This window comes from Flavobacterium sp. ENC (assembly GCF_020991415.1).
Taxonomy (GTDB): domain Bacteria; phylum Bacteroidota; class Bacteroidia; order Flavobacteriales; family Flavobacteriaceae; genus Flavobacterium.
This window is the reverse complement of record NZ_JAJMOY010000001.1, coordinates 876,961-898,148: the sequence shown is the minus strand read 5'-3', so window position 1 is coordinate 898,148 and position 21,188 is coordinate 876,961. Positions and strand designations below refer to the sequence as shown.

At 38.9% G+C, this 21,188-nt stretch carries 18 protein-coding genes; 10 read left to right on the top strand and 8 right to left on the bottom strand.

The window, feature by feature from the left end; translation table 11 throughout:
- Positions 1 to 25 precede the first annotated feature (25 nt).
- The 8 genes from LPB89_RS03715 (at position 26) to LPB89_RS03680 (ending at position 7,932) form a co-directional block, all read left to right on the top strand.
- Positions 26 to 841 carry an NAD(P)H-binding protein gene (locus LPB89_RS03715; protein ID WP_230700316.1) on the top strand — a complete coding sequence of 272 codons (816 nt, stop codon included), beginning with the start codon at positions 26 to 28 and terminating at the stop codon, positions 839 to 841.
- A 69-nt stretch (positions 842 to 910) separates the two neighbouring features.
- On the top strand, positions 911 to 1,384 hold the full coding sequence (locus LPB89_RS03710) for a methylated-DNA--[protein]-cysteine S-methyltransferase (protein ID WP_127338900.1): 474 nt from the start codon (positions 911 to 913) through the stop codon (positions 1,382 to 1,384).
- 112 nt (positions 1,385 to 1,496) lie between these two features.
- Positions 1,497 to 2,210, top strand: a complete 714-nt coding sequence (locus LPB89_RS03705) for a 3'-5' exonuclease (RefSeq protein ID WP_127338899.1) — start codon at positions 1,497 to 1,499, stop codon at positions 2,208 to 2,210.
- Positions 2,211 to 2,375: 165 nt separating this feature from the next.
- On the top strand, positions 2,376 to 3,452 hold the full coding sequence (locus LPB89_RS03700; protein WP_230700315.1) for a winged helix DNA-binding domain-containing protein: 1,077 nt from the start codon (positions 2,376 to 2,378) through the stop codon (positions 3,450 to 3,452).
- A 110-nt stretch (positions 3,453 to 3,562) separates the two neighbouring features.
- A complete protein-coding gene (locus LPB89_RS03695) occupies positions 3,563 to 5,002 on the top strand; it encodes a nucleoside recognition domain-containing protein (protein ID WP_230700314.1) in 1,440 nt (479 codons plus the stop codon).
- A gap of 51 nt (positions 5,003 to 5,053) precedes the next feature.
- Entirely contained in the window at positions 5,054 to 5,524 is a 471-nt protein-coding gene (locus tag LPB89_RS03690) for an FKBP-type peptidyl-prolyl cis-trans isomerase (protein ID WP_230700313.1), read from the top strand.
- A 2-nt stretch (positions 5,525 to 5,526) separates the two neighbouring features.
- Entirely contained in the window at positions 5,527 to 6,261 is a 735-nt protein-coding gene (locus LPB89_RS03685) for a hypothetical protein (RefSeq protein ID WP_230700312.1), read from the top strand.
- Positions 6,262 to 6,327: 66 nt separating this feature from the next.
- Complete coding sequence (locus LPB89_RS03680; protein WP_230700311.1) at positions 6,328 to 7,932, top strand: fumarate hydratase; 1,605 nt, start codon at positions 6,328 to 6,330, stop codon at positions 7,930 to 7,932.
- Between the two features lie 154 nt (positions 7,933 to 8,086).
- Here LPB89_RS03680 and LPB89_RS03675 read toward each other — a convergent pair whose 3' ends face one another.
- The 3 genes from LPB89_RS03675 to LPB89_RS03665 all read right to left on the bottom strand — a co-directional run bounded on the left by LPB89_RS03675 (position 8,087) and on the right by LPB89_RS03665 (position 12,615).
- Complete coding sequence (locus LPB89_RS03675) at positions 8,087 to 8,587, bottom strand: PAS domain-containing protein (protein WP_230700310.1); 501 nt, start codon at positions 8,585 to 8,587, stop codon at positions 8,087 to 8,089.
- A 97-nt stretch (positions 8,588 to 8,684) separates the two neighbouring features.
- A complete protein-coding gene (dinB, locus tag LPB89_RS03670; RefSeq protein ID WP_230700309.1) occupies positions 8,685 to 9,767 on the bottom strand; it encodes a DNA polymerase IV in 1,083 nt (360 codons plus the stop codon).
- 85 nt (positions 9,768 to 9,852) lie between these two features.
- The gene (locus LPB89_RS03665) at positions 9,853 to 12,615 is read right to left on the bottom strand and encodes a M4 family metallopeptidase (protein WP_230700308.1); all 2,763 of its coding nucleotides are present in this window, start codon (positions 12,613 to 12,615) and stop codon (positions 9,853 to 9,855) included.
- A 478-nt stretch (positions 12,616 to 13,093) separates the two neighbouring features.
- On the opposite strand from LPB89_RS03665, the gene LPB89_RS03660 reads away from it, so the two are divergent.
- Both LPB89_RS03660 and LPB89_RS03655 read left to right on the top strand, forming a co-directional pair.
- Entirely contained in the window at positions 13,094 to 13,828 is a 735-nt protein-coding gene (locus LPB89_RS03660; RefSeq protein ID WP_230700307.1) for a metallophosphoesterase family protein, read from the top strand.
- Positions 13,829 to 13,880: 52 nt separating this feature from the next.
- On the top strand, positions 13,881 to 14,408 hold the full coding sequence (locus LPB89_RS03655; protein WP_230700306.1) for a DUF6646 family protein: 528 nt from the start codon (positions 13,881 to 13,883) through the stop codon (positions 14,406 to 14,408).
- Between the two features lie 119 nt (positions 14,409 to 14,527).
- Here LPB89_RS03655 and LPB89_RS03650 read toward each other — a convergent pair whose 3' ends face one another.
- From LPB89_RS03650 to LPB89_RS03630, 5 genes are all read right to left on the bottom strand, one after another.
- Positions 14,528 to 15,184 (bottom strand): CoA transferase subunit B, encoded by a 657-nt coding sequence (locus LPB89_RS03650; protein ID WP_230700305.1) that lies wholly within the window; start codon positions 15,182 to 15,184, stop codon positions 14,528 to 14,530.
- A gap of 79 nt (positions 15,185 to 15,263) precedes the next feature.
- A complete protein-coding gene (locus LPB89_RS03645; RefSeq protein WP_230700304.1) occupies positions 15,264 to 15,965 on the bottom strand; it encodes a CoA transferase subunit A in 702 nt (233 codons plus the stop codon).
- A gap of 826 nt (positions 15,966 to 16,791) precedes the next feature.
- Positions 16,792 to 19,098: a penicillin-binding protein 1A gene (locus LPB89_RS03640; protein WP_230700303.1), complete on the bottom strand. Its 2,307-nt coding sequence runs from the start codon at positions 19,096 to 19,098 to the stop codon at positions 16,792 to 16,794.
- 12 nt (positions 19,099 to 19,110) lie between these two features.
- A complete protein-coding gene (locus tag LPB89_RS03635; protein WP_127338885.1) occupies positions 19,111 to 19,590 on the bottom strand; it encodes a gliding motility lipoprotein GldH in 480 nt (159 codons plus the stop codon).
- On the bottom strand, positions 19,574 to 20,926 hold the full coding sequence (locus LPB89_RS03630) for a regulatory iron-sulfur-containing complex subunit RicT (protein WP_230700302.1): 1,353 nt from the start codon (positions 20,924 to 20,926) through the stop codon (positions 19,574 to 19,576). Before LPB89_RS03630 ends, LPB89_RS03635 begins: the two co-directional genes overlap by 17 nt.
- Positions 20,927 to 21,188: the final 262 nt, after the last annotated feature.

The window sequence follows — 21,188 nt, the reverse complement described above, 5'->3', positions numbered from 1 at the left end:
TTGCCCCTTGGTACCTCAAAAAAAAATGACACAAATCAGTATATTAGGCTGCGGCTGGCTGGGTTTCCCCCTGGCAAAAAAATTAATCGAAAAAGGACATTCGGTTAACGGATCTACCACTTCAGAAAACAAGCTTCCGATCCTGGCAGAAACTGGGATAGATCCTTTTTTAGTTACACTCGAAAGCGAAGGCGTTTCTGAAACCATCACTGATTTTTTAGCTAAAAGCGAAATCCTGATTATAGACATACCGCCTCAATTGCGCGGAAACAACGCAGATACGGAGAAGAAAGTTTTTGTGGAGAAAATCAAAAACCTGATTCCGTTTATCGAACAATCGTCCGTAAAAAAAGTGCTTTTTGTCAGTTCCACTTCTGTGTATGGGAATGAAAATACGATTATCACGGAACAAACAAGTCCAAATCCCGACACCGAAAGCGGTAAACAATTGCTCTTGGCGGAAGCCCTATTGCAAAACAATCCGCTATTCGAAACTACCATTATCCGTTTTGGAGGCTTAATTGGTGAAGATCGCCATCCGGTGAAAACTTTATCAGGAAGAGAAAATCTTGAAAATCCGGATGCTCCTGTGAATTTAATTCACCAAACTGATTGCATTAGCTTGATTTACGAGATCATCCATCAGTCAAAATGGGGAGAAGTTTTTAATGCTGTCGCTCCCTTTCATCCCACACGTGAAATTTATTATACCGAAAAAGCAATCGCTTTAAACCTGCCTTTACCCAGGTTCAGCCCGGAGCAATCTCAGATTAAGAAGACCATATCAGGCGAAAAAATTGAAACGAGTTTAAAATATCAATTTGATCTGAAAAATTATTAGTCTCACGTATAGCATTCAAAACAAAAACTTTGCGAACTTTGTGAAAGCCCTTATGCTTTTACTATAAAAATGGAACAAACAGCTTACATCGAATCTCCGCTCGGAATTACCACAATTATTGGTGATGAAGAGGGCGTATCGGTAATTTCGGTAACGCAGGAAGGCGAACTTTCCGCTGAAATTCCGGAAGTGCTGCAGGAAGCTGTTCGGCAGTTACAGGAATACTTTGAAGGCAAAAGAACTGATTTCACTTTCAAACTAAATCCAAAAGGAACTGAATTCCAGCAAAAAGTATGGAAATCACTACTTGAAATTCCATATGGCAAAACGGTCAGTTATATGGACCAGACCAAAAAGCTCGGTGATATCAAAGCAATCCGTGCAGTTGCATCGGCAAATGGTAAAAATCCGCTTTGGATTGTAGTGCCTTGCCACAGGGTGATTGGCACCAATGGATCGCTTACGGGTTACGCCGGAGGAATATGGCGTAAAAAATGGCTCCTGGAGCATGAAAATCCAACGCAGCAACAAAGTCTGTTTTAAAAAATATTTTCATAAATTAGCCGAAACGATTTAAATTGTAGTACATTTCTTTCTTTAAATCGAATTCATGTATCTTCATAAAAAAAAGCAGTGCAATTAGTGGTTAAAGATTATGATTGAAAAAATAAACCTCAACAATATTTTATTTCTGGACATAGAAACAGTTCCGGAAGAAGAACATTTTAATTCGCTTGATGCCGAAATGCAATCGCTTTGGGATCATAAAACCCAATATCAGCGAAAAGAGGAATTCACTCCGGAAGAATTTTACGACCGCGCCGGAATCTGGGCTGAGTTTGGTAAAATCGTCTGCATCTCCGTAGGCTATTTTACCATTAAGGGAGATATTCGTAATTTCAGGGTTACTTCCTTTTTTGGGGAAGAAAAAAAGATCCTCCATGATTTCAACAACCTGCTGAACAATCATTTTAACCAGCCCCAGCATTTGCTGTGCGGTCATAATGCCAAGGAGTTTGATCTTCCGTTTATAGCGAGGCGCATGATTATCAATCAGATTGCGATTCCGAACAAGCTCAATTTATTTGGGAAAAAACCCTGGGAAGTCCCGCATCTGGACACCCTGGAATTATGGAAGTTTGGGGATTATAAGCACTTTACTTCGTTAAAACTATTAACCAAAATACTTGGAATTCCTTCACCAAAAGGCGATATCGACGGCAGTCAGGTCGCTCATGTTTTTTATGTAGAAAAAGATATTGACCGGATTGTGACCTATTGCGAAAAAGATACCATTGCCGTTGCCCAAATCTTCCTCCGTTTACGCCGCGAAGATTTATTGATTGACGATGAAATTATTCATGTTTAGGTTTTTTTTAAGGTGCTGAGGTGCTGAGAGACTAAGCGACAGAGATGCAAAGGGGCAAAGCTTAAATGAACTTCAATAACTTATATGGTTTAAAAAGCTACTGAGGTTCAGAGGTGCAAAGGCAAGACGCTTAAATGAACTTCAATAACTTATATGGTTTAAAAAATGACACATCAGGAAATATCACAGTACAGGCTTGCTTCGCAAAAGCTTTTAGAAACCAGCACAAATACTCCGCAACAAATTGTGCATCATCTGGGTGCTATGCAGGCGCAGGATTATGCCATGGCGAAATGGGCCATAGGTTCGAGATGTGATGCTACTGAAAAAGAAATCGAAGAAGCCATAAATTCCGGCAAAATCATCCGGACCCATATTCTCAGGCCAACCTGGCATTTTGTTTCCGCCGACGATATTTACTGGATGCTGGATGTCTCTGGACCACAGGTCAAACGTATTATTCTTGCGGAAACCAGAAAGCATGGTTATGATGAAAAGGCGTTTGACAAGATTAATTCGGCTATCGAAAAGTTGCTGGCCGGAAACAATCACTTAACGCGGGATGAAATCATGCAGGAACTTACTCTTAAAAAGATTTCCGGTGATTATTTTTTAAGTGCCGTACTTATTATGATGTATGCAGAATTAGAAGGGTTGGTCTGCAACGGCAAAATGAAAGAAAAGCAAATGACTTATGCTTTACTGGGTGAAAAAGTCCCAAAACCCACCACAAAATTGACGAAAGAAGAGGGCCTGGCGAAATTAGCCAAACGTTATTTTGAAAGCCACGGTCCGGCAACGCTGCCTGATTTTTCATGGTGGTCCGGCTTTTCGCAGACAACCTGTAAACTGGCACTTAATTCCATTGCATCGGAACTAAATTCGGTTGAAATTGATCACCAGACGTATTGGTTCGGAACTGATCTTTCTCTTAAAATCAACTTCAGCGAAAGTGTACTTTTTCTGCCCGCTTTTGATGAAATCCTGATTTCCTATAAAACCCGTGAAGCTTCCATTTTACCGGAACATCAGTCAAAAGCTTTTACCAATAACGGAATTTTCAAACCGGTTATCCTGGAAAACAGCAAAGCTATCGGAACCTGGAAAAGAACCATCAAAAAAGACCATGCAAAAATAGAAACACAGTTTTTTAACGAAACCGAAAATCATAAAAAAGTCATTTTATGCGAAGGCCTTGCCTCTTTCGAAAAATATCTGCAAACCAAAATTGTGATTGAATAAATCAAATTTTCATTAAAAGATTGGTGTTTCTGTCAAATACTTCGTGTTTCAGCACTAAAATCTTTGTGCATATTATGGCTAAATAATTACATTTACAAAAAAATATAATTATGGTATTAAGTAGATTTTGGTTAGCTATATTTATTTCGTCGATCGCCTTTATTGTAATCAGTTTGTTTACCGCCAATACATATACTATTGATTATGTTCTGAATGGTAAAAAAGACGATCCTATTCTGGTTTCAGAAAAATACGCTGAACAGCTTCCGGCTTTTATCAAAGACAGCATTAAAAAAGCGCCGGATCAAACAATCATTATCAACCGTGATACGCTAAATGCCGACACGACTTACGTTTATAAAAACAAAACCGTAAAAATTTACAGCGGTGTTCAAAAATCGGATGGTTTATTGCCCACGTGTAAAAGTACTTTGGTCGATTTAATTCTGCCGCTTATTGCCTATCTGGCTTTTTTCTGCGGGTTAATGGAACTTTTAATCATTTCGGGCGCTTCCGGAAAACTGGCCCAAGCATTGAGTCCGGTGTTCGTAAAAGTATTCCCGAGTATTCCTAAAAACCACCCGTCTATCTCCTATATGACCCTAAACTTTGCTGCTAATTTCTTAGGACTGGATTCTGCCGCCACTCCATTTGGATTAAAGGCCATGGAAAGCCTACAGGAAATCAACCCCGACAAAGACAGGGCCAGTGATGCGCAGATTATGTTTATGTGTTTACATGCATCAGGTCTTACCTTAATCGCCACGTCAATTATCGGTTATCGTGCTGCCGCCAATGCAAGCAATCCGGCAGATGTAATGCTGCCGTGTATTATTACTTCGTTTATCGGTACCATTGCCGCCTTCTTAATTGTGGGGATCAGACAGAAAATCAATTTCAAAAGTGCTTCCCTGGTTATTGCCTTAATGGTATTAATCGCTGCTATTGTTGGATTACTGATGTACGTGAATCATTTGGATTTAATTGGGAAAAACTATTTTACTTCTAATCTTTCCGGTTTGATCTTATTCGCGATCATTGCTTTTACATTACTCTTTTCATGGCGTCATGAAAAGAAATTTACTGAGGCCGGCACCACTGTATTTGATGCCTTTGTGGTAGGTGCCAATAACGGAGTGAAAACCGGAGTTACTATTTTCCCTTATGTTTTGGGAATGCTGGTGGCTATTTCACTATTCAGAAACAGCGGTCTATTTGAAATTATCAGTGATGGAATTGCTTTTGTATTCTCGAATATGGGTGTCAACAAACAAATTACGGATGCCTTGCCGGTAGCCATGCTTCGCCCTTTTAGTTCTGCAGGATCCAGAGGTTTTCTGATTGATTCTATGAATACATTTGGAGCCGATTCCCTAACGGGAAGATTGAGCAGTATTTTTCAATGTAGCGCCGAAAGTACTTTCTATGTGATCGCCGTTTACTTTGGTTCTGTAAATATCAAAAATACCCGTTACGCGCTGGGCACCATGCTTCTGGTAGATGTAATTTGTGTGATTACTGCCATTTTTGTCGCCAGCTGGTTTTTTTAAAATATCATGTGCTGATCTAATTCAAACCTTTTAAAAACAATATAACCCAAAATGAAATATTCTTTATTTGCTCTAATCCTTACCCTCTTCGTTTCTTGTGTTAGTCACGAAATTGACAATGATAACCTTGTTCCGGTTGATTACACCGAAAAAAATGAAGCCGAAATTTTAAAGTATCTGGCCGACAATAATCTGACTGCCCAAAAAACAGCTACCGGTTTGTATTATATCATTATGGAGCCCGGAACAGGCAAACAACCAACAGCAACTTCAAGTGTGACAGTAGCGTACAAAGGCTATTATACAACCAAAAAAGGTTTTGACCAGAGTCCTGATGCGGGTACTACATTTGGCCTGCAACAAGTAATACAAGGATGGACGGAAGGAATTCCTTTATTTAAAGAAGGCGGAAGCGGAGTTCTTATCGTGCCGGCCCGTTTAGGATACGGCAGCTTTGATTACAGAGGCATCCCGGGTGGTTCTGTACTTGTTTTTGACATTAAGCTGATTGCTGTTAATTAGTCATGAAAGTTAAATATCTAATTGTTTTAGCTTTACTGGCAGGTTGCCAGAAAGAAAAAGCTGTAACTGAAACAGCTGTTGTTGCTCCGGAAAATAAAACGGAAGTTATGCTGCCTAAAGAAGAGAAATTCTTAAAAACAGACACTATCTCAATTTCTGAAGGAGGCGAAACTTCAAAAAATAATTACATTCTTGCACATCTTTTGGATCAAAAAGCTGATAAGGATAGTATTGTAACCCAGCATTATCAACTTGATTTTTATCAGGATAAAGCCAAAACAGCCTCCTCTAAAGTTAGCATTGAAGGCTATCAAAAAGGATCAGAATGGGGCGCTTCATACGGGTTATCTTCAACTGCAGCCAAAAATTCTTCTTTTATTCAGCTTAGTTTTGGGTATCCTGCCTGTGGTTATACGCAAAATAATTACTTATATTATCTAAAAGACAAAGACTTACAGCTGGTGTATGAATGGGACACGATGTCAGACAGTGGCTGGGGAAGCTGGGTTGAATTTACTGCTCCAAAGAACAAACCGGAGACAGAATCTTTCTATTGCAAAAGAGTTGCATTTGAACCGGACGACGACAATGAGGACATGGGAACCGCCAAACACTCGGATTCTATTGTTTTCAGATTTAAAAACCAGCACTGGACAAAGCAATTGTTATCTCCGGCAGATCAGACGTACTTCGAGAAAAAAATGTCTTTTAATGCATTCCACGAAATAAAACAATAAACAGAGAGGTCTTATTCAAATCCTTTCTAAGATAAATAATTTTTAAATTTGCACAAAAACAAAGCAATGATTGATTTTATATACCAGGATCCTTATCCAATTTTAAAGGATGACACCCAATACCGCAAAATCACTTCTGATTTTGTAAAAGTAGAACAATTTGGAGAACGCGAAATCCTGACGGTGGATCCAAAAGGTCTGGAGTTATTGGCCGAAGAAGCTTTAACAGATGTTTCCTTCATGTTAAGAACAACGCATCTGCAAAAACTCCGTAACATTTTGGATGATCCGGAAGCTACCGATAACGATCGTTTTGTGGCTTACAATTTACTGCAAAATGCTTCTGTTGCCGCCGAAGGCCAGCTGCCAAGCTGCCAGGATACCGGAACTGCCATCGTAATGGCCAAAAAAGGAGAAAGCATCTTTACCGGTGTCGACGATGCGGAATGGTTAAGCAAAGGAATTTTCAATACGTATCAGAAACGTAATTTACGCTATTCCCAGATTGTTCCGATTTCAATGTTTGAAGAAAAGAATTCCGGTTCGAATCTTCCGGCGCAAATTGACATCTATGCTAAAAAAGGAACTTCGTATGAGTTCCTGTTTATGGCGAAAGGCGGCGGATCTGCCAACAAAACCTTTTTATACCAAAAGACAAAATCGCTTTTAAACGATAAAGCAATGGATGAGTTCATCCGTGAAAAAATAAAAGACTTAGGTACTTCGGCCTGTCCTCCGTACCATTTGGCTTTGGTAATTGGCGGAACTTCGGCAGAAGCCAATTTAGGAGCCGTTAAAAAGGCCTCTGCAGGGTACTACGATCATTTGCCTACTTCAGGAAACATGGCCGGTCAGGCTTTTCGTGATTTAGAATGGGAAGAGCGTGTACAGAAAATTTGTCAGGAAAGTGCTATCGGGGCTCAGTTTGGAGGAAAATACTTTACGCATGACGTCCGCGTCATTCGTCTTCCGCGTCACGCAGCTTCCTGCCCGGTTGGATTAGGAGTTTCCTGCTCTGCCGACAGAAACATCAAAGGAAAAATCACAAAAGACGGCATCTTCGTGGAGCAGTTGGAGGTAAATCCGAAACAGTTCTTACCGGAAACAGCGCCGCATTTAGAAGCTCCGGTTGAAATTGACCTGAATATGCCAATGGCAGATATTTTAGCCAAACTAACACAATATCCAATCAAAACCCGTTTAAAACTAAACGGAACCGTAATTGTGGCCCGTGATATCGCGCATGCCAAAATCATGGAATTATTAGAATCCGGTCAGCCAATGCCCGAGTATTTCAAAAATCACCCGGTTTACTACGCAGGTCCTGCCAAAACCCCGGAAGGAATGGCGTCAGGAAGTTTTGGACCAACTACAGCGGGCCGTATGGACGTGTATGTAGATGAATTTCAAAAACATGGCGGAAGTATGATTATGCTGGCGAAAGGAAACCGATCCAAACAGGTTACTACAGCCTGCAATACCTATGGTGGATTCTATCTGGGTTCTATCGGAGGCCCCGCGGCTATTTTGGCGCAGGATAACATCCTGAAAGTAGAAGTGGTTGATTTTGAAGAATTAGGAATGGAAGCTGTTCGTAAAATCACCGTAAAAGATTTTCCTGCTTTTATCATTACGGATGATAAGGGGAATGATTTCTTTGAGAATTTATAAGGAACTTAACCGCGAGGATCGCAAGGTTTTCGCAGCGTTCGCAAAGTTTTATAAAAGTAAAAAACCGCCTTTTTGGGCGGTTTTATTGGTTTAATCTTTGAAAAGTATTGTTTTTCTTCACGTATGACTCATAACTCACAACTCATAACTTTTATCACGCGCTTAAATCTTCCTTCTCAAAAGCTATATAGTGCGATAATTTTCCTTTTAAGTTGAAGACCGGGGAAGCAGAAATTCTGCAGGTATAAATTTTTCCGTTTTTCTTGTAATTTTTAATCGTTTTCTCAAATGGAATTTGCAATTCAATTGCTTTTCTTATTTCCCTTAAATCCGCTTTAGAAGTCTCTTTACCCTGAAACATCTTTGGTGTTCTTCCCAGTACCTCACTTTCAACATATCCCGTCATAGTTGATATTCCGCTTGACGCGAAAACAATTTTCATGTCCACATCTGTAATCAGGACCACTTCTTGCCTGATGCGTTCACTTATGTTGAGGTGCTCTTCATCCCATGCAAAATGAGCCGAAATCTCTTTTACCTTTTTTAAATCGGCAAAATCAACTTTCAATTCATTCAGGTATTCATAGTGAAAATCCCACGCTAAAATGGGAACTGAATTATGATTGGAAATCTCCTCTAACTTGGCTTTTTTCATCTTCATTAATTTAATAGCAAACTGCATGTTTTTTAAAGGTAGAAAGAAAATTCATCATAAAACATAAAATTAAAATATTTAACGGTCATTGAAATTATTAAAATTCAAATTTTAACTGAACAACCACAGCCTTTTTTTCTTCCGTGTTCAGGTTATTCATTGAAATTCCCAGCAAACGTACGGAATCTTTCATTCGTTCCTGATATAAAAGTTCCTCAACTATTTCCATAATCAGGCTTTTATCAGCAATAAAATAAGGCAGCGTTTTACTGCGTGTTTGTTGTGTAAAATCGCTGTATTTGATTTTAAGCGTCACCGTTTTTCCGGAAATCTTATGTTTCTTTAGGCGTTTTTCCAGGGAGACAGCGATCCGTTCGAGCTGCTCTAACATAAAAATTTCCGATGATAAATTGACATCAAAAGTATGCTCGGCTGCCACCGACTTGGTGACACGGTACGGTTTTACTTCGCTGTTGTGAATGCCGCGAACCACTTTATAATAAAAAGTTCCCGATTTTCCGAAATGTTTTTCTAAAAAATCCTGCGATTTACTTTTCAGGTCATTTCCTGTAAAAATACCCAATTGGTACATTTTTTCTGTCGTTACTTTGCCAACTCCGTAAAACTTCCGAATCGGTAATTCTTCCAGAAAGGCTGAGATCTCATCAGGGTTTACGGTTTTCTGTCCGTTTGGTTTGTTGATATCACTGGCAATTTTTGCTACAAATTTATTGACCGAAATCCCCGCCGAAGCCGTAAGTCCCACTTCATTCAGAATTCTTAATCTGATTTCCTGAGCCAGTAAACTCGCGCTTGGGTTTCCTTTTTTATTTTGGGTGACATCCAGATAGGCCTCGTCCAGCGAAAGCGGCTCTACCAAATCGGTATAGTCATGAAAAATTTCATGAATTTTACCCGAAATCTCCTTGTATCGGTCAAAGCGTGGCCTGACAAAAATAATTTCGGGACAATATCTTTTGGCCAGAACCCCGCTTATGGCACTGCGAACACCAAACTTTCGGGCCTCATAACTTGCTGCCGCAACGACTCCTCTATTCTCTGATCCGCCTACTGCAATAGGCTTCCCGCGCAAAGCAGGATTATCCATTTGCTCTACCGAAGCATAAAAAGCATCCATATCTATATGGATAATTTTTCGATATACAGGGGGTTCAGACATAGTACAAATTTAAGCAGTTTTACTAAAATTCAGGCACAAAAAAAACCCCGCAATTGCGAGGCCTTTAGTATTTTAAAAACAGAATTTATTTTTTGATAAACTTCCTGGTAACTCTTTTTTGAGACCCATTGAATTCAATAAAATAGATTCCGGTATTTAATTTGCTTACGTCAATTGGGTTTTCAGATAAATGACCTGAACTCACGCGCTGCCCTAAAGCATTTGTAATTGTAAAATCCGATCCCGTTTTATCTGATCCTGAAATATTCAATTCATTTTCTACAGGATTTGGATACAGGGTAATATCCGAATTTAATTTATCCGTTATAGCAATTTCATTTACTTCTACAATTCCGGAAGCCGTAATGTTTATGGAATAATCTTCTACCTGTCCATAAGAAAAACTCTCACAGGCTGTTGGAATACCATTGTATTTCATCGAAACTCTCAGCCTTGTAGTTCCAAGTGTTGCTGTTGCGGGAATTGTGATCGATCCTGAAACCGGAGTCGTAGTGGAAGCACTTTTTGTCCATACTGTTTCGCCGCTGTCAGAGAAATCCCCATCCTGGTTATAATCAATAAATACTGCATAGCCTTCACTGTATACAGAAGAAGTCCATGATGGTGTGATGGTAATGGTATAAGCAGTTCCTCTGCCGGCATTTGTAGAAATTGCTGTCAGATTCTCATAACCTGTTGTTCCCGTAGAAGTATTGTTAATCGTACCAAATACTACTTTACCAATTCGCTCATCAGAAGCGCTGTTTCCTTTTGAGGTACAATAGGTCACTGAACCGGCAAGTGTTGTAACATTTACGGTATTACTGGCTGCAGAAACATTTCCTGCCGCATCTTTCGCTTTCACAGAAAATGTATAAGCTGTTGAAGCTGTAAGTCCTGTTAAGGTGTAACTTGTTGTGGTAACAGTAGCTTTTAATGTAGTGCCCTGATAAACATCATATCCTGTAACGGCAACATTATCTGTAGAAGCAGTCCAGGTTAAATTGGTCGTTGTTCCTGTTGTTCCCGAAGCTGCTAAAGAAGAAGGTGCCGATGGTGCAGTGGTATCTCCTGACCCTCCTGAATAGGCTGCTCCTATACCAACTGCGTAAAATGCATTTGTTGTAGCAATAACCTCAGCTGAACCTGCTCCGTATAAATCAATAGCAGACTGGATTCCGTAAGTTCTCGCAGTAGCATAAGTAGAGTTAGCAGACAAATAGTTGCTTTCTAAACGATACGCAATTTTGGCTGCTTTATCAATTGTAATTCCCGTAACGTTATACGCATTTCCAATATCATTTGTTCCTGATTTACCTACTGAAAGAATATAAAACCAGTGATTCAGTACTCCTGAATTGGTATGCACACCACATTGGTCATTATTGTTTGTTGGCGTACAATTTACATTTACCCAATAAGTCCCTCCGTAAGTGTCCGGCTGACCTTCAGAATTTGGATCACTCATAGATCGCAAAGCCAGATGGCCTGATCTTCTTTCGATATCTTCACCAACCAGCCAGGTTGATTTTGTAGGTGCAGCGCGGTATTCGATACAGGCTCCCCAAATATCAGAGAAACCTTCGTTCATTGCACCCGATTCTTTTTGATAGGCCAAATTTGCAGTATACGTACAAACGGCATGACCAATCTCGTGACCTGCAACGTCCATTGCCGTTAAGATATCAAATCCTCCTGTTCCGGTTCCGTCACCGTACGTCATAACACTTCCGTTCCAAAAGGCATTATTGTTATTCGGATATCCTGCAGCTACTAAGTTGTAATGCACATAACTTTTAATTTTAGCTCCGGCATCATCATAACTGTTTCTGCCATGAACGGCCGACCAATAATCGTAAGTCATTTCGGCTCCCCAATGTGCATCCAGTGCTCCATTGTCCTTATTGGTGTTATTGTATTCGATCCAGTTATTATCGGCATCGGTAAAATTGGTGGTCGGATAAGTTGCTGTTCTCGCGGAGTTGTACGTCTGGATTCCATTTCCGCGCGTTCCATCCGATAAAATATAAGACGATCCGCTTAGTGTAGTCTGGATGGTTTGCGTTCCGCTGTAACGTGTTGCCGCATTAGCAGCCACAACCGCCATTTTTGCATTTACACTGTTTTCATTCGCTGCAGCTTTTGATTTGCCATGAACGTTTTCGCCAAGGTGTTTAATCGTTGCATTGTAAAACAAGGCTTGTCCCGTTACGGCATCGATATACAAATCACCACGGCTTAAAGGATTAGTAGCATAAATGTCAAATTTATATGCTAAACGAACTTTATCAGTAGTTCGTTCCTTTCCCTGGTTTTCCATATCCGGTAAAAAAACCAATTCTCCTTTTGGTTTTACATAATCCATTGCGGCAGCATCCTGAGGCGAATCCCAAAGATAGGTTTTAGCACCTGTTAGGGCTACTGCCCTGCTGAAGGCTTCCTGTGCAGAAAGTGCCGGTTTTACTTTTGCATTTACAATTTTGTAAAACTCGCCATTCATCGACTGTAGTTTTCCATTTTTTGAATGCAAAGTATAATTGGCAAATTCTACTTTAATTCCTTGTTCATACAACTGGAATTTTTCGTGTGTAAAACCCTCGCGATCCGATTCGCTTTTAATTTTCGAAAAAGACTGGTTCTCTTTCAGGGCCAGTTGTTCTTTAAATACTTTATCGAAATCAGATCCTTTGTAGGTTGATTTTTCATTAAAAGTAATTAAACTCGGTTCTCCGTTTTCAGATAAACTTTTCTGACTTATTCTTTTATCTGTCTCCTGAGCTAGTGCAGATAATGAAAATGCAAATGCAGCAACGGTTGTTGTTACAATTCTGGGTAATGTACTTTTCATAAGCAATTTTGAATTTTGGTTAGTTAAAAAGGGGTTAAAAATCACCAAATAAATTATGTAAGTAAATACTTTATTTGAGAGATAAAAATATATAAATTTTGTTAATTAAACGGATAAATTTACCTTTTATCGATAAAATACAACATTTAAACGAGTAAAACCAGTTAAAAATAACAAGAAATCTCAGGTTTGACAATACCTTACACAATAAATAACCAGAACCCTGAAAACTAATATTTTATATCAAAAAAGTGTTTTTTAAACTCATTTTTGCTGTAGGAAAAGAAAAATCAGGCTATTTGAAACTGAAATTTGAAGGCAAAAAAGCCGGAATTATCTCTAACGCTATATTTTTTTGTAAATTAAAACTTAAGACAAACTTAAAAAAAGGATTTTTTCTGACATTTATAAAGATTCTCAACTTAATAGGTACAAACAAATCATTTTCTTTATTTTTGCCTACACGAAATAATACAAAATGCGAACATTAGTTATAGGTGACATACACGGAGGATTACTCGCACTTGAACAAGTGTTGGAAAAAGCGAATGTCACCGAAAAAGATACTCTTATATTTTTAGGCGATTACGTAGACGGCTGGAGTCATTCAACGCAGGTAATCGATTTTTTAATTGACCTTAAAAGCAAACAAAACTGCATTTGCATCAGAGGAAATCATGATCAGCTGGCCCTGGACTGGCTGGAAAACAGGCATGAAGATTTTGATGAAGAAATGTGGTACAAACATGGCGGAAAAGCTACTGTTGAAGGATACTCCAAACTTTCTGAAGAAAAAAAGAAAGAACATATTGCTTTTTTGGAATCGTTGCAGGATTTTTACCTGGACGATCAGAACCGTTTATTTGTTCATGCCGGATTTACAAATCTAAGCGGCGTAACCTATGAATTCTTTTCGAAATTATTCTACTGGGACAGAACGCTTTGGGAATCTGCACTGGCTCTGGATCCGAATTTAAAACCGGACGACCTGTACTATCCGAAACGTTTTACCGTTTATAAAGAGGTTTATATTGGGCACACACCAGTAACCCGAATTGGTCAAACGGTTCCGGTTCAAAAAGCCTGTGTCTGGAATGTTGATACGGGAGCAGCCTTCAAAGGTCCTTTAACCATTATGAATGTTGACACCAAGGAATTCTGGCAAAGCCAACCGTTAAATGAATTGTATTCTAATGAAAGAGGTAGGAATTAATATCTAAAAAACTATTTTTGCACTTTAAAAATAATTAAAAATTTAAAAATTTATGAAAAAGGTAATTACACTTTTGTTTTTAGTAACATTTGGAATCACACAGGCACAAAAAGCTTTTACAGGAAAAGGTGATGTCAAAGTTAATGTTGGTGCTAATCTGCAAGATGGTGGTTCAGGAATTCAGGGTTCTGTGGATTTTGGATTAGGGGAAAATTTCTCATTTGGTTTAGTTGCTAATTATTTATTAGGCGTTGACAACTTTTCAGGTTTTTACCGTGGTAATACAGCTGTGTACAATGATTCTAAAGCAGACTTTAAAGATCGTTTTGATGCAAAAGCAAGAATAAATGCCAATTTATCAAGTGTAATTGGTGTTGAACAATTAGATGTATACCCAGGATTGAGTTTAGGTTTACATAATTTCGGAGGTCATGTTGGAGGCCGTTACTTCTTTACTGACGGATTTGGCGTTTTCACAGAGCTTGGATTTCCTATTGCAAAATACGGAAACAACGACGATCCTTTTTACCACTTAAACAATCAGGCTACTTTTAGTTTAGGAGCTTCTTTTAATTTGTAAAATTAATCCGCAGGGTTCTATAAGATTTGTTTCCTTCAAAAATGCGAAGTCACAAAGCTTTATAAATAACAAAAACCGCCTCAAAATGAGGCGGTTTTTTATTTTATTCAAATATTGATTTAAATGGCCATTTCCGGAATTTCCCCTTCAATTATTAAATTCGCTTCGGTTGACGCAATAATATGCTCCACAGAAACCCCCGGCGCTCTTTCTAAGAGCTTAAAACCCTTTTCAGTCACTTCGAGAACCGCAAGCTCGGTTACTACCTTTTTAACGCATCCTACGCCCGTTAATGGCAAAGTGCATTTTTTCAGGATTTTAGATTCTCCGGCTTTGTTTACGTGCATCATGGCCACGATGATATTTTCCGCTGAAGCAACCAGATCCATAGCACCACCCATTCCTTTTACCATTTTGCCCGGAATTTTCCAGTTGGCAATATCTCCGTTTTCAGAAACTTCCATCGCGCCCAGAATAGTCAGGTCTACTTTCTGACTTCGAATCATTCCAAAACTAAAAGCAGAATCAAAGAAACTGGCTCCGGGAAGGGTTGTTATGGTTTGTTTTCCTGCATTGATGACATCGGCATCTTCTTCTCCTTCGAAAGGAAAAGGCCCCATGCCCAGAACACCATTCTCACTTTGGAATTCAACTGCAATATCTTCTCTGACATAATTGGCCACCAAGGTCGGAATCCCGATACCAAGATTTACAAAATACCTGTCTTTTACTTCTTTTGCAATTCGTTTTGCTATATCTTCTTTACTAAGTCCCATATTTATAATGTGTCAATTAGAGCATTTGATAATTAGATAATTTTGAAACATTATCTAATTGCCTCATTATCTCAATTATCTAATTCCTTGTTCTAACCGTTCTTTGCTCAATTCTTTTTTCAAATTTTTCTCCCTGAAAGATGCGCTGTACCATAATTCCCGGAATATGAATCTGATTAGGGTCTAATGTTCCCACCGGAACCAATTCTTCCACTTCTGCGATGGTAATTTTTCCGGCTCCGGCCATACAGGCATTAAAGTTTCTGGCGGTTCCTTTAAAAATCAGGTTTCCGGCTTCGTCCCCTTTCCATGCTTTTACAATGGCAAAATCTGCTTTGAAGGCTTCTTCCATAATATGCATTTTTCCATTGAATTCACGTGCTTCTTTTCCTTCGGCCACTTCAGTCCCGTAACCGGCAGGTGTAAAGAAAGCCGGGATTCCGGCCTGAGCTGCACGGCAACGTTCCGCCAGAGTTCCTTGTGGTGTAAGTTCCACATCCAGTTCCCCCGAAAGCATCTGACGTTCGAACTCCGCATTCTCTCCTACATAAGAAGAAATCATTTTTTTGATTTGTTTCTTTTGTAAAAGCAGTCCAAGCCCAAAATCATCCACTCCGGCATTATTGGAGATACAGGTTAAATCTGAAATTGTTGTATTTACTAAGGCTGCTATTGTATTCTCCGGTATTCCGCAAAGTCCAAAACCACCAAACATTATCGTCATTCCGCTTTCGATTCCAGCTATGGCTTCCTGAACGTTATTTACTTTTTTTGTAATCATAACAAATGGTCTTTATTATCGTATATTTTTGATAAAAATAAGATTTTTAGATTAAATTATAACGATTTCGTAAAAAATAAAATAGGCTAATGTATGTATTAGAAAGTAACTCATGAAACGTTAATTTATGTAAAAGGAAAAACTCTCGCAGATTTGGCAGATTTGGCAGATTTTTGGTTCACGCAAAGGCCCAAAGTTTGATTTCTTGGCGACTTGGCGACTTTGTGTGACCTAATCTTTTACATTTAGATTTAGAGTGATTTTGTTAAAGCAATTGCAGATATTTTGTTTCACGCAAAGACGCGAAGACGCAAAGCTAATCTCTTGGCGACTTTGCGACTTTGCGTGACTATCCTTTTCCCTGGAGATTTAGTGTGGATTTTGTTAAAGCAATTGCAGATTTTTTGTTTCACACAAAGGCGCGAAGGCGTAAAGCTAATTTCTTGGCGACTTTGCGACTTTGCGTGAACTAATCTTTTACATTTAAATTTAGCGTGATTTCATTAAAGCAATCGCTGATCTTTTGTTTCACGCAAAGGCGCAAAGACGCAAAGCTAATTTCTTTGCGACTTTGCGTGACCTAATCTTTTACATTTAAATTTAGCGTGATTTCATTATTTTTGTTTCACGCAAAGACGCAAAGTCGCAAAGTTAGATTGCTTGGCGATTTTGCGCCTTTGCGTGACTATTCTTTTCCCTGGAGATTTAGTATGGATTTTGTTAAAGCAATTTACAGAACATCTGATCATACATCACAAAAAAAATCCTTTTGCTCTTCCGGATTCAGAAGGTGCAAAAGGATTTTTATTGGAGAAACGAAATTAAACTAGAGTTCGAATTCGTCTGTATTTTGTTCTGTTTGTGTCGTATCTTTTACAACGGCAGGTCTTGTGTAACAATCTACTTTTATAGAAAGATTGGCCGGACGCTCAAATTCAGCTTTTGAAACCTGAAGTGCCGGATCGGCATAACACAGTTTCATAAAATAAGCCCAAACCGGCAATGCAGCTGTTGCTCCCTGTCCGTAAGTTAAACTTTTGAAACGTGCAGAACGGTCTTCACAACCTACCCAAACACCCGTTACAAGATTTGGAACCATTCCCATAAACCAACCGTCTGACTGATTTTGTGTTGTTCCTGTTTTACCCGCAATCGGGTTTGTAAACATGTACGGATATCCTGTCCAGCGATTATCACCGCTTCCACCACCCTGCGTACGTAAACGTGCACCTGAACCAGTTTCTGTTACACCCTGAAGTAATTTGATTACAGCAAAAGCGATATCCTTATTCAGTACGTCATGCGATTCCGGAATCGGCTCATAAATAACCTCTCCGCTTTTGTTTTCGATACGGCTTAAAAATTGTGGTTTTACGTACACTCCCTGGTTTGCAAATGTGCTGTAAGCAGCAACCATATCTTCAACCGTAATATCAACAGCACCTAATGCAATTGAAGGCTGTACCGGGATTTCTGTTTTTACCCCTAATTTCTTAGTTAGTTCAACTACTGCCTCAGGACCGGTTCTGTCAATTAATTTTGCAGAAACCGTATTGATAGAATTCGCCAGACCTTGTTTTAAAGTAACCATTCCACGGTATCTGTTGTCTGAGTTTCTTGGTTCCCAGTCTTCTGTTACGTGGTGACGTCCTTTATGAATCATAAACGGTCCGTCAAGTATAGAATCACAAGGAGACATATTCAATTGTTCGATTGCAGTGGCATACACAAACGGTTTAAAAGTAGAACCTACCTGTCTTGCTCCCTGCCCAACGTGATCGTACTGGAAATATTTATAATTGATTCCCCCAACCCACGCTTTTATATTTCCGGTTTGAGGCTCCATCGCCATTAAACCCGATTGTAAAAAGTGTTTGTAATAACGAATAGAATCCAGTGGTGTCATCGTAGTATCGCGTTCGCCTTTCCACGTAAATATGCGCATTTTCGTTTTTACCTTGAATGAATTTATAATATCATCCTCACTTTTATCCATTTCCTTCATGATGGCCCAACGCGTAGAATTCTTCATGGCCTGCATCATAATACGATCTGTTTCTGCTTTGGTAATATTGACGAAAGGAGCATTTTTATTGTTCTTCATCTCAATAAAAAACTGCTGCTGCAGGTTTTTCATGTGTGCTGAAACGGCTTCCTCTGCATATTGCTGCATTCTTGAATCGATAGTCGTGTAGATTTTCAGACCATCTTTGTAGATATCGTAATCAGAACCGTCGGGTTTTTTATTTTCAGCAACCCATTTTTTCATGTAATCACGAAGGTACTCCCTGAAATAGGTAGCTGTTCCTTCACGATGGCTCTCCAGTTTAAATTTTAAGGCAATTGGTAAAGCCTGTAATCTTAATTTTTCAGCTGAAGAAATCATTTTTGCTTTTTCCATCTGAGAAAGCACCACATTACGACGGTTCTTTACCCCTTCCGGATTTCTAACCGGATTGTATAATCCTGAATTTTTGAACATTCCGACCAAAATAGCCGATTCATCCATGGTCAGATCTTTAGGGTCTTTCGAAAAGTAGGTTTGTGCGGCAGAGCTTACTCCAACCGAATAATTTCCGAAATCATAGACGTTGCAGTACATCGCCAAAATTTCATTCTTTGTATATTGTCTTTCCAGACGAATGGCAATAATCCATTCTTTTATTTTTTGTACAATCCTGAAAGGAAGGAATTTAGACCCCTCACCATGAAACAATTGTTTCGCTAATTGCTGAGTTAAGGTACTCGCTCCACCATTTGTTCCTAAGGTAAAAACAGCTCTTAGCGTTCCGCGTCCGTCAATTCCTGAATGCTCGTAAAAACGGGCATCTTCGGTGGCAACCAAAGCTTCGACCAAACTTTTTGGCAGATCTGAATATTTAAGCTGCGATCTGTTGGTCTTGAAATATTTACCGATCACCACTCCGTCAGAAGAAATAATTTCGGTAGCTAAATTAGAATCCGGATTCTCTAAGTCTTCAAAAGAAGGCATGGAGCCGAATAATCCCCATGAAGCAAATAAAAAGAAAGCTAAAATGCCTAATAACGTATAAGCAAAAATTCTCCAGAATTTATTTTTATAGTAGTTAATGTCTTTCGTACTATTGGTTTGATTGTTTTTTTTAGTAGCCATAAATATATTCGTCTAATCTTTTTGTTCTATTCTAAAACCTACGTCTGTAATACCTTCCAAAGCCTGTACACCCGGAATTTTACCTGATTCCCTAACGGCCTGTTTGATGTGTACTTTATATTTTCCTCTAAACTTTACATCTTCTTTGTAATACAGTTTACTTTCTTTAATGTCTGTAAAACCGTTTCCTAACAACGTCCCGTCCGGGTTTGCCATCTGGTATTCTAAGGTATCCACTTTCGTAAATCCGCTTGGTGTCTCAATAGCTACAATCAAAAACAAATTATTGAATGGATAATTGTTATTGTCTCTCAAATTTACAAACAAATTGTACTTTTTGGTAGAATCTAACACTGGCAGGTCGAAAGTAACAACACTGTCTTTGTGCCAGGCACTGCCAACAGATTTGTACTCATCAAATACTCTTTTTTTATCACACGAAAAAAGAAGTATTGCTGCCAAAATAAGAATCCCGCTATTTTTTATTCTCATTTTTAGTAATAATTATAGGTTTTCTAGGTTCTGCCGGTTTATTGTCATTCGAATTATTAGCTTTATTCGATTGATTTGGCTTGTTATTATTCGGCTTGTTTCCTTTGTTTGGATTATTTCCTTTATTTGAATTTCCTCCGGCAGGCTTGTTTTGATTTGGAGTTGCCTGTGGTTTGTTTGGAGTTGCCACAATCGCAGCCTCAGCATTTGGTTTGCGTTTGCGGTTTGGTTTTTTCTTTCTTTTTGGCTGATCAAAACGGGTTAGACTTTCCTGACCCATTGCGTTATTAAAGTCTTTTTCAGGTTCTGAAGTTACTTCAATAGCAAAATCTTCCAGGGAAGACACTTTGTTTTTCTGCTTGTTTTCAGCCATAATTTCTTTGACCTGATCAATTTTCAAAACATGCCAGTTTGCAAAATTATTGGTGTACGCAAACCACATCAAACCTTTGAAAATATCCTGTTTCTGACAGATGGCATCCCCTTTTTCGGTTACTAATTTCGTATCGTAATCCGGAAAATCTTTCAGGGCATCCATGTACGTATCAAGCTCATAATTCAGGCAACACTTTAATTTTCCGCATTGTCCGGCTAATTTCTGAGGGTTCAGTGAAAGCTGCTGGTAACGTGCCGCCGATGTATTAACACTTCTGAAATCGGTTAGCCAGGTCGAACAGCAAAGTTCTCTTCCGCATGAACCAATTCCGCCCAGACGTGCCGCTTCCTGACGGAAACCAACTTGCTTCATCTCGACTCTTGTACTGAATTCTTTTGCAAAATCTTTAATCAAAAGCCTGAAATCGACTCTGTCGTTTGCGGTGTAGTAAAAAGTTGCTTTTGATCCGTCTCCCTGAAATTCGATATCAGAAATTTTCATTTCCAGTTTGTGCTGAATGGCCAGTTCACGGGCACGAACTTTCATAGGTTCTTCACGTTCACGGGCCACAGACCAGATATCAATATCTTTTTGGGAAGCTTTTCTATAGATTTTCGGCACTTCATTACTTTCGTGATTCACGCCTTTTTTCTTCATTTGAATTTTGACCAATTCGCCTGTCAGAGTAACAATTCCAATATCATGTCCCGGTGAGGCAACAGTTGCTACAATATCACCGATACTTAACGTTAATTTCTCTGAATTTCTGAAAAATTCTTTTCTTCCGTTCTTGAAACGTACCTCAACACAATCAAAAATTGCCTCTCCATTAGACGGGCTCATGTTGGCAAGCCAATCAAAAACCGTCAGTTTATTGCAGCTATCGGTGCCGCAAGTCCCATTATTTTTACAACCTTTTGGTGCACCACCATCTGAGGTTGAACAACTTGTACATGCCATAATTCTATATGTAGTGTCGCAAAAAAGCGACTTAAGTTCATAAACGTTTGATCGGTAAAGATAGTATTTTTTTTAGTTTGCTTTTTATCGATTAAAACTAAAGGGGTGTTAAATGTTAAATGAAGGATTTTTCTTTGATTTATTCATTCTTACTTACAAAAAACCACAAATGTTTATCTCAAACCAAGTCAACTTCTTGTGTGATAAAATTTAAATTAACTAAAATTATAAATGTTTATCTCCTTTCTATTTTAATCGGGAA